Raw genomic sequence first — 291 nt, 5'->3', positions numbered from 1 at the left:
TCTATAACTGTTGATCATGGTAAGGAGTTTGCCGATTATCGATCCATAGAACAAGACTATCAGATTAAAGTTTATTTTTGTCACCCGTATTCACCATGGAAACGGGGATCCAATGAATATTTCAATCGACGGTTACGTTGGTTTTTCCCGAAAAAGACTAACTTTGACCAGATAACGACTGATGAAATCCTAGCAGCACTTGAGCTTATTAATCAACGACCATTAAAAATCCATCATCAACAGACTGCCATTGAAAGTTTCCGGGCTTGTTCGGATTAAACTTGTAATTTG

Annotated in this window: 1 protein-coding gene; it reads left to right on the top strand. The window is 37.8% G+C overall.

All coding sequences use genetic code 11. From position 1 onward, the window contains the following. Positions 1-279: IS30 family transposase (locus HC026_RS13220; RefSeq protein ID WP_168926225.1), on the top strand; the 279-nt coding region annotated here is incomplete at its 5' end. Positions 280-291 lie beyond the last annotated feature (12 nt).

Source organism: Secundilactobacillus angelensis, assembly GCF_012641075.1.
GTDB classification, from domain to species: domain Bacteria; phylum Bacillota; class Bacilli; order Lactobacillales; family Lactobacillaceae; genus Secundilactobacillus; species Secundilactobacillus angelensis.
The sequence above is the reverse complement of the archived record's forward strand: the minus strand, read 5'-3'. Positions and strand labels throughout refer to the sequence as shown.